This is a genomic window from Pseudoalteromonas sp. APC 3358 (assembly GCF_030408075.1).
GTDB lineage: Bacteria > Pseudomonadota > Gammaproteobacteria > Enterobacterales > Alteromonadaceae > Pseudoalteromonas > Pseudoalteromonas arctica.
The window spans coordinates 51,189-63,519 of sequence record NZ_JASDCE010000001.1; the positions used below are offsets into that span (position 1 = coordinate 51,189).

Annotated in this window: 12 protein-coding genes; 7 read left to right on the forward strand and 5 right to left on the reverse strand. The window is 38.3% G+C overall.

The window, feature by feature from the left end; all coding sequences use genetic code 11:
- The first annotated feature begins 5 nt into the window (after positions 1 to 5).
- From QL995_RS00215 to QL995_RS00235, 5 genes are all read left to right on the forward strand, one after another.
- Complete coding sequence (locus QL995_RS00215) at positions 6 to 617, forward strand: superoxide dismutase (protein ID WP_290291433.1); 612 nt, start codon at positions 6 to 8, stop codon at positions 615 to 617.
- A gap of 74 nt (positions 618 to 691) precedes the next feature.
- Positions 692 to 2,044, forward strand: a complete 1,353-nt coding sequence (locus QL995_RS00220; protein ID WP_290291435.1) for an AlkA N-terminal domain-containing protein — start codon at positions 692 to 694, stop codon at positions 2,042 to 2,044.
- Positions 2,044 to 2,514 (forward strand): methylated-DNA--[protein]-cysteine S-methyltransferase, encoded by a 471-nt coding sequence (locus QL995_RS00225; RefSeq protein ID WP_290291439.1) that lies wholly within the window; start codon positions 2,044 to 2,046, stop codon positions 2,512 to 2,514. The genes QL995_RS00220 and QL995_RS00225 overlap by 1 nt, the downstream gene beginning before the upstream one ends.
- Before the next feature lie 75 nt (positions 2,515 to 2,589).
- A complete protein-coding gene (locus tag QL995_RS00230) occupies positions 2,590 to 3,381 on the forward strand; it encodes an amino acid ABC transporter substrate-binding protein (RefSeq protein WP_290291442.1) in 792 nt (263 codons plus the stop codon).
- 82 nt (positions 3,382 to 3,463) lie between these two features.
- Entirely contained in the window at positions 3,464 to 4,057 is a 594-nt protein-coding gene (locus QL995_RS00235; protein ID WP_010553997.1) for a thymidine kinase, read from the forward strand.
- On the opposite strand, the gene ltaE is transcribed toward QL995_RS00235, so the two are convergent.
- Together ltaE and rlmF are read right to left on the reverse strand one after the other, a co-directional pair.
- On the reverse strand, positions 4,031 to 5,035 hold the full coding sequence (ltaE, locus tag QL995_RS00240) for a low-specificity L-threonine aldolase (protein WP_290291445.1): 1,005 nt from the start codon (positions 5,033 to 5,035) through the stop codon (positions 4,031 to 4,033). The two genes, QL995_RS00235 and ltaE, sit on opposite strands and share 27 nt — an antisense overlap.
- 40 nt (positions 5,036 to 5,075) lie before the next feature.
- Positions 5,076 to 6,008 (reverse strand): 23S rRNA (adenine(1618)-N(6))-methyltransferase RlmF, encoded by a 933-nt coding sequence (gene rlmF, locus QL995_RS00245; protein ID WP_290291448.1) that lies wholly within the window; start codon positions 6,006 to 6,008, stop codon positions 5,076 to 5,078.
- Positions 6,009 to 6,136: 128 nt separating this feature from the next.
- Between rlmF and QL995_RS00250 the strand changes: the two genes are divergently transcribed.
- Entirely contained in the window at positions 6,137 to 7,045 is a 909-nt protein-coding gene (locus QL995_RS00250; RefSeq protein ID WP_290291451.1) for an alpha/beta fold hydrolase, read from the forward strand.
- On the opposite strand, the gene QL995_RS00255 is transcribed toward QL995_RS00250, so the two are convergent.
- From QL995_RS00255 to QL995_RS00265, 3 genes are all read right to left on the reverse strand, one after another.
- Positions 7,042 to 8,475, reverse strand: a complete 1,434-nt coding sequence (locus tag QL995_RS00255; protein ID WP_290291455.1) for a tetratricopeptide repeat-containing sulfotransferase family protein — start codon at positions 8,473 to 8,475, stop codon at positions 7,042 to 7,044. The two genes, QL995_RS00250 and QL995_RS00255, sit on opposite strands and share 4 nt — an antisense overlap.
- 250 nt (positions 8,476 to 8,725) lie before the next feature.
- The gene (locus tag QL995_RS00260; protein WP_290291456.1) at positions 8,726 to 11,308 is read right to left on the reverse strand and encodes a TonB-dependent receptor; all 2,583 of its coding nucleotides are present in this window, start codon (positions 11,306 to 11,308) and stop codon (positions 8,726 to 8,728) included.
- A 310-nt stretch (positions 11,309 to 11,618) separates the two neighbouring features.
- Positions 11,619 to 11,789: an oxidoreductase-like domain-containing protein gene (locus QL995_RS00265; RefSeq protein WP_010553991.1), complete on the reverse strand. Its 171-nt coding sequence runs from the start codon at positions 11,787 to 11,789 to the stop codon at positions 11,619 to 11,621.
- Positions 11,790 to 11,901: 112 nt separating this feature from the next.
- On the opposite strand from QL995_RS00265, the gene QL995_RS00270 reads away from it, so the two are divergent.
- A complete protein-coding gene (locus QL995_RS00270; protein ID WP_007582356.1) occupies positions 11,902 to 12,324 on the forward strand; it encodes a hypothetical protein in 423 nt (140 codons plus the stop codon).
- The last annotated feature ends 7 nt before the right edge of the window (positions 12,325 to 12,331 follow it).

A 12,331-nucleotide genomic window follows, 5' to 3' on the forward strand; every position in this document is an offset into this window, starting at 1 on the left:
AATTTATGGCGTTTACATTGCCAGCACTTGATTATGAATATGATGCGCTTGAGCCTCATTTAGACAGCAAAACTATGCATATTCACCACACATTGCATCATCAAACGTATATCAATAAAGCCAATGCTGCTTTAGCAGATACTGTATATGCAACCGCAAATGCTGAAAAATTACTTAAGGGAATAAACAGCCTGCCTAGTAATTTGCAAAAAGCAGTACAAGAGCATGTAGGAGGGCATTTTAATCACAGCTTATTTTGGCAGATAATGAGCCCACAAGGAGGAGGTGAACCTGAAGGTATTGTGGCTCAGGTTATTAATGAGCAACTAGGCAGTTTTGATAAATTTAAAGACCAATTTACAGCCGCGGCAATTAGCCAATTTGGTAGTGGTTGGGCGTGGTTATGTGTAACGCCGGATGAAAAGCTGATTGTAGAAAATAGTGCTAATCAAGATTGCCCTTTAATGCAGGGAAATATCCCTATTTTGGGACTTGATGTATGGGAGCATGCCTACTATTTGAAGTATCAAAATAAGCGTCCTGACTATATTGCTGCATTTTATAATGTAATTAATTGGCAAGAAGTACAAAGGCGTTATTTATTGGCTATTGGTTGAGTGCCGAATATGGCTAGTAATGTGAATTTTTTTGTATAAGCTAGGCTCTATTAGGTTAATTTATAGAGCCGTTTATGGACACTTCACATTGGCAAAAAGCACGTCAGAGTCGCGATCCTCGTTTTGACGGGCTTTTTTATGTTGCGGTTAAAAGTACGGGTATATATTGCAGACCAATATGCCCAGCTCCTACCGCACACGAAAAAAACGTCACGTATTATCAGTTTGCCCATAACGCGGCGCAAGATGGTTTTAGACCCTGTATACGATGCAGACCCGATAGTGCCCCAGGCAGCGCAGCATGGCAGGGTACAAAAACGACTGCACTTAGAGCAAAACAGTTAATAGATCAAAATGACGAGCACGACTGCGAAAAATTAGCAGCTCGTTTAGGTGTAAGTAGTCGTTATTTAAGGCAGTTGTTTAAGCAGTATTTTGGCGTGTCGATTACGCAATATCGATTATTTAACCAATGTCACTTTGCTAAAAAGCTGATTCAAGAAACACATTTACCCCTTACCGAAATAGCGTTTTCCGCAGGCTTTAAAAGCATTAGGCGCTTTAATGATGCATTTTTACAGCAGTTAAATATAGCTCCCTCGAAGCTGCGCAGTGGCGATAAAAAACCAACGTCAACACTCACTTTAACCCTGCCATTTAGGCCGCCTTATAATTGGCCTGCTTTGCAGGGTTTTTTACAAAGGCGCTTGATAAAACCAATGGAGTGGATAACACAAACGAGCTACGGACGCACTTTTGCAAGTGAGGAATATAAAGGAAGCTTTACCGCTGAATTTATAGCGAGTAAAAACCACTTTAGTGTGTCTATCAATATAGACAATACGTTGTACTTACAACCTGTTATAAATAATATACGCCGTGTGCTTGATTTAGATGCCGATATTAATTTAATTGAAACGCATTTAAGCGCCAATATAAACAATGCGTTTACAGTGTGTGAAGGGCTCAGACTTCCAGGGATTTGGTCAAGTTTTGAAGCTGGTATAAGGGCGGTACTCGGACAACAAGTGAGTGTTACTGCGGCGCATAATTTAGTAACAAAGTTAGTTGACGAATTAGGCGAAAAAGAGGGCGATGCCGTTTATTTTCCTACGGCTAAAATTGTTGCTAATAGTGATTTTGCATTTTTTAAAATGCCACAAGCACGCAAAAATGCGCTACACAACTTAGCCCAGTTTTGTGCACTAAATCCTGAAAATGACGATTTAGACGAATGGCTTAATTTAAAGGGAATTGGTCCTTGGACGGTAAATTATGCAAAGTTGCGAGGGCAAAGCCAGCCCGATATATTACTTGATGGCGACTTAGGTGTTAAAAAAGCTCAAGCGGCGGCAAACCCTTTCGTACCTGCTAACAGCGCTCCTTTTCGCTCTTACTTAACTTTTCAACTTTGGCAGCAATTATAATGATCATTCAAACATCAATTTCGAGCCCTATAGACGACATAATTATTCAAGCAACCGATAAAGGTGTGAGTTATGTTGGGTTTTATCCACCAGTTGAGCACTCTCATACGCCATTTGAGCAAGTTACTAACAAAGCGGTGCTTATTTGCGCTGCGCAGTTAAATGAGTACTTTGCAAAAAAACGCACTACTTTTGATGTACCACTTGATACAAACGGTACAGCATTTCAACAAAGCGTATGGCAAGCACTATTAACGGTACCTTTTGGACAGTCGCAAACATACGGCTATATTGCAAACCAACTCAATAACCCAAAAGCAGTGAGGGCAGTAGGCGCTGCGAATGGTAAAAATCCGATTAGTATTATAGTGCCTTGCCACCGAATTATTGGCGCAAATGCAAAGTTAACGGGCTATGCTGGTGGGCTTGATAGGAAACTTTGGTTGCTGAAACACGAAGGATTAATGTAAATTAATTTAACGAATATTTTGTATGTTTAGTTCTACATACTACACTGTAGATTTAGTTTATAAATAAAAATCACTATGAAAATTAGAACGTTACTTTATATTTTTGTTTTGAAGTGTATTGTTTTTTGCGATGGCGTTACGGCCAAAGAATTACTTTTTTGTTATGAAGATAAAAACGCAGCACCACTATTTTTAGGTGTTGATAAGGCTATACCTATTGATCAACCTGATGCCTCAGTTGAGGTTTTAAGTTTATTAGATAAAGCGATTGATGGTGTTGAGATTAAGTTTGTTAGAAAACCATGGCGTAGATGCTTAAGCGATTTAGAATTTAATCGAGTTAATGCTGTTATTGCCAGTTACCGCAAAGGACGAGAAAACGTTGCTGTTTACCCTGTTGATGAGCAAGGTAAGTTACAAGATGACTATGCAGTAAGTGAATTTAGTAGCTGCCTTATAGGGCGTTATAAATTTCATAAAGAATGGGAGACTCGCGAAGTATTTCAAAATAAAGCATTTACGATAGCTATTCCTAATGGCTATGGACTAAATAGCGCGTTAAAAGAAGAGCCATTTTTTATTCATAATACGTTTTCTAAAAGCAAAGCTTTTGAGTTGCTAGATAAGGGCGTGGTGCAGGCGAGCGTTGATCTATGCCAAGTTGATGGCTTAAAAGTGTCGAGTTATCCGTATGAGGGTAATAATGTCAAACCTATTTATCCCCCTTACGAAACCAGCCATGGTTACCTTGTTTTTTCAAAAAAATTCTACGAAGAAAATAACGATCTAAGCTTGGAAATGTGGCAATGGTTATCAAAGTTTGAAAGTGCACCTATCTATATTAAATATTTACAAACACTTAAATAACCTCATTAAATTCGCGTTTGTAAATTGGTATTAATTTAATATTAAGGTAGCATAAGCGCACTTTTTATAAAATGGCACCGCAATGGCTCAATTATACTTTTACTACTCTGCAATGAATGCAGGTAAATCAACCACGTTATTACAATCTGCATTTAATTATAAAGAACGTGGCATGGAACCTGTGATCCTTACTGCTGCCATTGATGATAGACAAGGCGTGGGTAAAGTATCGTCTCGTATTGGCTTGCAAGCAGATGCGCATGTATTTGATGCTAGCAAAGATGTTTTTGATCTTATTCAATCACTCAATAATGAAAAAAAACGCCATTGTGTGTTAGTTGACGAGTGCCAATTTTTATCAAAAGAACAAGTAATGCAATTAACCGATGTGGTTGATGAATTAGGTATACCGGTATTGTGTTATGGCTTGCGTAACGACTTTAGAGGCGAGCTATTTATAGGGTCGCAATATTTGCTTGCGTGGGCTGATAAGTTAGTTGAGCTTAAAACTGTATGCCACTGTGGACGTAAAGCAAACCATGTACTGCGTACCGATGAAAATGGTGAAGCAATAGCCGATGGTAACCAAGTAGAAATTGGCGGCAATGACCGATACGTTTCGGTATGCCGCAAACATTATAAAGCCGCGTTAAATATGGGCCGACAAAGCATTTAAAAATGTATCAATATCTTCGCGCGTAATATCTAAATGCGTTACTAGCCTAAGCTGCTTGCTTGGGCTAAATAGTATACCTTGTTGTTTAAGTGCCTCAGCAATCTCTTCAATGTTTATACTGCTAGTGTATGTTGCGTAAACCATATTAGTGGTGTTACTCATATCTACAGTAAAGCCACTGATTTCACTTAATTGTTGAGCCAAATAGCGTGCATTTTCATGATCGTCTTTTAAGCGCTCTACATTGTGCTCAAGTGCAAACTGCCCGGCAGCTGCAAGCATTCCGGCTTGGCGCATACCGCCACCAAGTACTTTTCTCCATCGTCTTGCTTTATTAATAAGTGCTGGTGAGCCTAATAATAAAGAGCCTACGGGCGCCCCCAAACCTTTAGATAAACAAATAGAAATTGAGTCAAAGTGCTTTGTGATTTCAGTGATATCAATATTTAGCTCAACAGCGGCATTAAAAGCACGTGCGCCGTCTAAGTGCAGCGCTAAATTATGCGTATTAACAAAGTCACGAGCTTGGGCTAAGTACTCAACCGGGAGCACTTTTCCGCCTATGGTATTTTCTAAGCTAAGTAATCGCGTTTTTGCAAAGTGGCAATCGTCTGGTTTTATAGCCATCGCTATTTTACTAAAAGGAATACTGCCATCAGCATCGTTTTCGATAGGCTGTGGTTGCACAGACCCTAAAACAGCTGCTCCGCCACCCTCAAACTTATAATTGTGAGCATTTTGGCCACAAATGTATTCGTCACCTCGCTCACAATGCGCCATTATTGCAAGTAAGTTGGCTTGTGTACCTGAGCTACAATAAAGTGCGGCTTCAAAATTAAAACGCTCACACGCATAAGCTTCTAGCTGGTTAACGCTTTCATCATCGCCATATACATCGTCACCAACCGGTGCGTTGTGCATAATATCGCGCATTGTGTTTGTTGGTTTTGTAACTGTATCAGAGCGAAAATCTATCATGATTGCCTTATCCTTTTTATTGTTTTTAATAAAATTGGTATTAATCAAGCTCGCTACAAATTTGTTCACGAGTTTCTTTATCAAAGTAGCTCCATGCAATAAAGCGGCTAATTTTTTGACCTTGTGCCATATCAACTATTTTATATTGTGCTATTGGGTGGGCTTTTAATACTTCTTCAAGGGCTGCAATATTATCTTTTTTAGAGACTAACGACGTAAACCACAGTACTTGCTCTGCAAAGTCTTCGCTCTCTTTAATCATGTTAGAGATAAACTGTACTTCACCGCCTTCACACCATAATTCATTATTATGACCACCAAAATTAAGTGCGCTACTGGGTGTTTTTCCTAGGTTTTTCCACTTACGTTCACTGCCTTTACTCGCCTCTTCTTCGCTTGCATGAAACGGAGGGTTACAGAGCGTTAAATGATATAGATCTTTTTGATTTATAACGCCTTTAAAAATATGTGATGCGTTTTTTTGTTGTTTTAGGGTTATTTTTAAACCATTAAACTGAGCAATTTGTTTTGCTATTTTTACTGAGGCTGCATCAATATCAGTCCCTGTAAAATGCCATTTATATTCACTTGTACCAGTAAGCGGATAAACTAAGTTAGCGCCAGTGCCAATATCAAGCACTTTAATTTGCTTACCTAAAGGTATTTGTTGTTGGTTATCGTCACTTAATAAGTCGGCTAAGTAATGAATGTAGTCAACACGCCCAGGTATAGGTGGACATAAATTGTGCTCAGGAATATCCCAAAAATCAATATTATAATGTGCTTTTAAAAGAGCTTGATTGAGTGTTTTAACGGCTTTGTTATCACTAAAATCAATACTTTTAGTACCTGCAGGTGTGGTTATAACAAAAGGCAGTAGAGCAGGGTGCTCTGTTGTTAATAAATCGAAGTCGTACCCATTTTTATGTAGGTTACGAGGGTGTAATTTTGAACGTGCTTTATTTTCTTTCATGGCTTCATTTTAACAACAGATATGATGTGGTGATTGTAACAAATGCTGATGAGTAAAGTGCAGACATTTCCTTTGGTATATTTAATATTGCTGGTAGGATGAGTTGAAAATAATAAAAAGGAATAACTGTGGCGATTTCTCAGCAATCAATAATTATCAATTTAGACGCTCACCAAACACTTCATTTACGTCGAATCAGCGATGATAATCAGCAAGGGCCTGTCGTATTTTTTATGCATGGAGCTGTAGAAAACGGTAAAATTTTTTACACCCATTCTAATAAAGGGCTTGCCCCTTTTTTGGCTGAGCATGGGTACCGATGCTATGTGGCTGATTTACGTGGACGAGGTGATAGTAAGCCAATTATTTCGAGCGAGTCCGAATATGGACAAACTGAGTCTATCCTAGAAGACATTCCTGCCTTTATTAAGCAAATAGAGTTGATTGAAGGCAAGAAGCCTGACTACTGGGTCGCTCACTCTTGGGGCGGGGTATTGATGAACAGCGCGTTTGCACGTTTTCCAGAATATATTAATGATGTAAAAGCGTGTGTGTATTTTGGCTCTAAGCGTTCTTTATTTAATAACCATCCTCAAAAATTATTACAAGCCAATTTAATTTGGTATTTTATGGCACCTTTACTTGCTAAAAAACACGGCTATTTAAATGCTAAAGGTTATAAGTGGGGAAGCGATAACGAAACTCAAAAGTCGCATTATCAAAGTATGCAATGGGCTAAAAAGAAGCCATGGATAGATTCTGATGATAATTTTGATTATGCAAAAGCGCTAAACAACCTGCATTTACCGCCAACGCTTCATATTGCTGCGGTAAAAGATAAAGCATTAGCGCAACCAATCGATATTCAAAAGTTTATGGACGAATCAGGGCCTGGCATTCAACAAATGCGAATTTACGGTCGTAAACACGGTCATAATTTTGATTACGATCATATTAATATGCTTACCCACCCAAGTGCGCGTGATGATCAATTTAAAGATTTACTTAATTGGTTTAAAGCACGTCCGATTAATTAATTCTCATCAAGTAACTTTAAAAGAGGTGTTTTGTAACGCTCCCACTTAGCGATTGCGGCGTTATTAATAGGTTGGCGAATAGCATGTTTACTCAACGTGGTTACCGGTGTTTTTTGTTTATAAAACGCTAAGCAGCGCTCTTCAAAATGACAGTTTAAAAAGCCAAGTAACTGCGTTAGCTGCTCTTTTGGGTTGCTCACTAAATCTTCGTAACTGACATCATAAATTGGCATACCTTTAAAGGAGTACCAATGGCTCATCAGTTTTTCATACACACTATGGTAAAGCTTAAACTCAGGTAGTGAGCAAAAATAAGGCTCGTTTTCGGCAAAGTAATTAGTGAAAATAGAAAACGCAGTAGCATTAAAGTTACGACTTAAGTTTATAAATTTGGCATTTGGAAATAGGATATATATTAGTCCGAGCGACTGATAATTACTCGGCAGTTTATTTATTATAAAAGGTCTGATGGGCGATGCTGTTTTTAATGTTGTGATATAAAGCTCGCGGGCTTTTTTGATTAAGTCAGGCGTTAAATGCGCTAAACATTGCGGGTAAGTCACTCCCGTTTTTTGTTCGATAAAAGCAACCGCGTTATTACTAATACTCGTACTTTCTCCTAGGCTCGAAAACTGACTATGGCTTGCCAATATTTGCTCCAGGAGGGTAGAGCCACTACGAGGCATACCAATAATAAAGACAGGTGTAATATTACCTGTAAATTTTTTATCGGCAGAGGCAATAAATTCCTCGGTGTTGTATTTTATTATTTCATTGTAAAAAGGGATTAAATCTTTAGTGTTAAATTCACTTAATTTTCTTTGTAATTTATTCGCCAATATAAAATAATTAAATGCTTGCTCGGTATCTTCAAGTGCATCGTAACTGTTTGCTAATGCGTAGTAACACACCATTTTTAAACGTAAATTGCTCGTTTGAGTTAATAAGTGATGCAAATTACTTACATAATTATGCTCTTTATCAAAGCGGCCTAACTGCACAAGTTCAAATAAAATATAAGCTGTTACAGGGTATACCCCAATACTGAGTGCATGAGCAAAGGTTGTATGAGCTTTATCTAACTCGCCATGTGTTAAATAGTGCTGTGCTAAGTAATAATGAGGCTCTGGGTTATGACTTGCTAATTTTTTTGCGTATTCGAGCACCGTTAACGCATCGTTTGGCGAATTAACACCGTTAAATGCATCAGCAAGGGCATGTAATGGTTCAAGCATATGAGGCATGCGCTCACACGCTTTTTGGAGTAAGTATACGGCAGCGTCATAACGCTCTAGTCGTAGGGCAATTCTGCCTAAGCCAAATAAAGCTTCACCATTTTCGGGATTACTATTTAATAGCGTTTTAAAATGAAACTCAGCTTCTTTGAGTTTATTTTGTTGCAGTAGTTGGTTGGCTTTATTAAGTAGCATAGTTATACCAATTTTATTAAAAAAATAATCATTCTATCGTATTAAATAGCGTACTCACTGCGTTAAAAATTATTCATATAGAGCAACTATATATCATAGTTTTCGCCTTGTTATTACGCTATTTTCTGAGCGCTATAATAGAACACTTATTCAATGCAATTGGTATTGTTCACTATTATTTTTATTAACTATAAAATTAAAAAGGCGAAATGTCTTCAACATTTCGCCTTTGGTTCTTCATGAAAATAGTTTAAAAAGTATATGTTGCTTTAGCGTAGTAAAAGCCACCGTTAATACCAAACGGAGATGTTTCGTAGAACTGACCACCCCAGTTGTTATTAGGGATACCCGTTGCATCTGCAAAATCAAGTTTTTCAGCATCTTGGTCGAATAAGTTTTGAGCGCCTACAGAGAAGCTAACTGATTCATTTAAGAAGTAAGTTACTTCAGCATCAATAGTGACTGCAGCATCTGCTGTTTTAGCTGTTGCATCATAATCAACGTGAACACCTTGGTATTCGCCGTAGTAGTTTGCACGAGCAAATGCAGAAACTGATTCCCATTGTTGAGACAATGTGAACGTTGCACGATGGTTAGGTAAATCTTCTTCTAAGCGTTTAACTTTAAACGCACCTGTAATTTCACTAAATTGAGTTACTTCAGTATCATTCCAGTTATAAGCAAGGCTAAATGTAGAGCTACCGCCCATTAGTTCAGCAGTATAGTTTGCAACTAAATCGATACCTTGAGTTGTTGTATCAAAGTCATTTGTAAAAAAGCTTACCTGAGCAAGACCTTGTACATTAGGAACTCCAGCGGCTGTAAGTGTATCTTTATCTGCTTGGCTTAAATTGATTTTATCTGATTGGCTAATACGGTCATCTACTTGAATGTTGTAGTAATCAAGCGTTAAAAATAACTCGCCGATTGTGTATACAGCACCAAGTGTATAGCTTTGTGATTCTTCCGGCTCAAGCTCTGTACCACCTAATTGCACTGCAATAGGGTTTGTTGGTGGAAGAAGCGCTGAATCTTGTAACACGCCGCTGTCTAAGCTTGTTTGTACGTTACTTACGTTAGCTTGACCAACTGTAGGTGCACGGAAACCGCTACTTACAGAACCACGAATATTTAAATCTTCAGTTAAATGGTATTGAGCCATTACTTTGTAGTTAGTTGTAGTACCAAAGCTGTCGTAGTCTTCAAAGCGAAGCGCTACGCCCATTAAAAAGTCTTCAGTAAATGGTGCTTCAACATCAACATACGCTGCATAGTTACGACGAGAAAACTCACCTGCTTGTGATGGTTTAAAACCAGGGAAGCCGTTAGAGCCAATACCAAAACCTTGTGCTGTTAAAGGGCCTGCTGTGTAAGATTCTTCATCACCAGAAATGATAGTGAATGTTTCTTCATGCCATTCAAAACCACCGGCAATGTTTACATCATAAGCTAAACCAAAGTCGACACCCTTTGATAAATCAAAGTTAAAGTTTTTCTCTAGTTGTTCATATTTACCCGGACTGAAGTCACGTGGCGTATCTGCACCTAAAGAAGCATTAACCGTGTCATAGATGAAGTAACGTGATTCATTTAAACCCACAGTACCGCTTAAGTCATAGTAAGTATCTTTTAAGAAACCACCAGTGAATCGCCCTTTAGTACCAATAGTTAAAGAAGTATCAGTAATGTTGCCGCCAAAGTTAGGTGTAAAGCCACCTGGAAGCGTTTCATTAAAGGCAAAACAATCTGGGTTGTTCGCTACACCATTTATATAAGCAGGTTCATCTAATACGTTGCCATCTGTTATTGCAATAGTAGGACAGTTAGCGCTCATATCAGGTGTTAAATCTGCAACAAGTAGTGTTTCGCCACCATCATTTGAGTAAACGCCAGAACGTGTTTGCGGGTTACGGTAGTAAAAGCCACCACGTACATCACGTTCAGAGTAATTACCAAACATGTAAAATTCAGAATCGTTTGTTAGCTCTAAACCTACGTTACCAAAAATTGTAATATCGTCGTTTACTTCTGGTGCGCCCCATACTTGTGCAAGAGAAGATACATCAGGAACACCTGCAGCTGAAAGTGCTGCGGCATCGGCACGTTGAACTGAGCGGCTTGTTGCATCAGCTGTTTTATATTGAAAGCTTAAATTAGCAAAGCCATTGTCGGTAAACGGTAAACCCACGTTACCCGACACTTGTGTTGTATCGCCATCACCTTCATAAAATTGACCATGGCGGATTTCTAATTTGCCACCTTCAGAAGCGTCTTTTAGTTGGAAGTTCATTACACCGGCTATTGCATCAGAACCATATTGTGCAGCTGCGCCATCACGAAGTACTTCTACTTGTTTAATAGCAATGCTTGGAATAACTGAAATATCTGCGCCTTGCGCGCCATCGTTAATACCACCGCCTAAAAATGCAATTACAGAAGCACGATGACGACGTTTGCCGTTTAAAAGAACCAATGTGCTGTCTGATGGTAAACCACGTAAGTTAGCTGGGCGAACAAGAGAGGCCGCATCACTAATAGGATTTTGATGTACGTTAAAAGATGGCACGGCACCTTTTAAAAGCTCAAGCATGTCGGTATTGCCTGATCTTTCTAATTCTTCGCCGCCAATAATATCGATTGGAACTGGTGAGTCACCGATTGAACGTGGAGCTGAGCGCGTACCTACTACGGCAATTTTCTCTACGTTTTTATTTACTTTAGTTTGCTGTTGCTCGTCTGCTGCAATAGCAGAACCCGAAAAAAACAACCCTGCAGTGGTTGTAGCTAAAGCAAATTTGATTGCTTGGTTTAGCGCATTATTTTTTAATTTCATTCTAATTTTCCCCAGTTAGAATAATTCTTATTTTTGATGCTAATTTCACATCATTTATTTTTAACTTAATTTTTTGTTTCACATAAGTTTGAGGGTTTAGCTCAAAAGCCTAATCAATTAAGCTTACTTTTTGTGAAGTCCTATTTACAGACTATAGGTAAAAAACGGGAAGGGCAATTACTAATTAACCATTTGATAACAAAAAGATTCAATTCAAGAAAAAATGCAACAATGGTGCAAAGTAAAGCTAAAATGAACTAAATAAGTGCAAATAGGGTTGTTGAGAGGAAAATTAATGCGTTATCAGTATTTAAATGTTATTTATTTGTTTCTTTTTGGTGGGGTTTTCAATGTTTTGTGCGCATCGCCAAGTTGCTAATTTTTCTTTATATTCATCCCACACGCAGGGGCAGCAACTGCCACCACCACAACATTCATCAGATTTTGGTTTTTCAGGTTTTTGCGGTAGTTGGTTTGTCATATTCAGTGTTGTTGTATGTATTTAATACTAATTTGGTGCAAAGGATAAGTTAAAGGATGTTGTAAGTAAATTATTCTTTGTGAACCCGTGCTGCTGTGTGAAAATAAAAGTTATGCGATTATATAAAGTTATTCACCGTGCACCTTGGCGGGTAGTTAAAATTAGTAAAAAACGCCAACAGCTGCGTTTTCGCCGTGCTATGGTGGCGCTTAAAATTGCACTTGCGCAAGAAAAACAAGAAACCAAAGAAATGCTCTCTATTTATAGGCGCTACACTCAAGGTCAAACAAGTAAAGAGGAGTTAAAACGCGCTAATGAACAGTTTGTTGATATTTTAAAAGGGTTAGGGCTCGGTGTGTTTGCAGTATTACCTTTTGCCCCGCTTACAATTCCTTTAGTTGTTAAATTAGGGAGTTTAGTGGGAGTTGATGTACTGCCAAGTTCGTTTAATATGAACAAATCGATTAAAGAACTTGATGCTAAAATAGATCAAGAAAATCAAAAGCAAGAATCTAAAAATAGCTTAAAAAAGTAGCTAAAAT

Bases quoted from the DNA above. Each gene is read 5' to 3' on its own strand.
- QL995_RS00225 (WP_290291439.1), top strand. From the start codon at position 2,044: ATGATCATTCAAACATCAATTTCGAGCCCTATAGACGACATAATTATT.
- QL995_RS00220 (WP_290291435.1), top strand. From the start codon at position 692: ATGGACACTTCACATTGGCAAAAAGCACGTCAGAGTCGCGATCCTCGT.
- QL995_RS00230 (WP_290291442.1), top strand. From the start codon at position 2,590: ATGAAAATTAGAACGTTACTTTATATTTTTGTTTTGAAGTGTATTGTT.
- QL995_RS00265 (WP_010553991.1), bottom strand. From the start codon at position 11,789: ATGACAAACCAACTACCGCAAAAACCTGAAAAACCAAAATCTGATGAA.
- QL995_RS00235 (WP_010553997.1), top strand. From the start codon at position 3,464: ATGGCTCAATTATACTTTTACTACTCTGCAATGAATGCAGGTAAATCA.
- QL995_RS00255 (WP_290291455.1), bottom strand. From the start codon at position 8,475: ATGCTACTTAATAAAGCCAACCAACTACTGCAACAAAATAAACTCAAA.
- QL995_RS00260 (WP_290291456.1), bottom strand. From the start codon at position 11,308: ATGAAATTAAAAAATAATGCGCTAAACCAAGCAATCAAATTTGCTTTA.
- ltaE (WP_290291445.1), bottom strand. From the start codon at position 5,035: ATGATAGATTTTCGCTCTGATACAGTTACAAAACCAACAAACACAATG.
- rlmF (WP_290291448.1), bottom strand. From the start codon at position 6,008: ATGAAAGAAAATAAAGCACGTTCAAAATTACACCCTCGTAACCTACAT.
- QL995_RS00270 (WP_007582356.1), top strand. From the start codon at position 11,902: ATGCGATTATATAAAGTTATTCACCGTGCACCTTGGCGGGTAGTTAAA.
- QL995_RS00215 (WP_290291433.1), top strand. From the start codon at position 6: ATGGCGTTTACATTGCCAGCACTTGATTATGAATATGATGCGCTTGAG.